We start from the raw sequence: 237 nt of genomic DNA, 5'->3' as shown, positions 1-237 counted from the left end.
CCAACTATTAAAAAGCAAAGAACAAAAACACTATCAATTAGGTAAGCAATTAAAAAGATACTGGAAACTTCTTCAAAAAGATGAACGCAAGCTTGATTATACTCGACGCCTTTGGCGACCTGGCTTCAAAGCTCATTTAACAGAGACCGATATTGTGGATCGCTTACTGAAAGGGAGCCCTGCTTTGCGTGTAGGCTATCAGTTATATCAAGACTTTCTTTACGCTGTAAAGGAACG

Annotated in this window: 1 pseudogene; it reads left to right on the top strand. The window is 39.2% G+C overall.

What is annotated here, in order from left to right:
• Window positions 1-237 (top strand): annotated as a pseudogene (locus tag NE619_RS18485) (ISL3 family transposase); the annotation flags it as partial.

This window comes from Anaerovorax odorimutans (assembly GCF_024459955.1).
Classification (GTDB): Bacteria; Bacillota; Clostridia; order Peptostreptococcales; family Anaerovoracaceae; genus Hominibacterium; species Hominibacterium odorimutans_A.
Note: the sequence above shows the minus strand (reverse complement) of the source record. Positions and strands in the feature narration are given on the sequence as shown.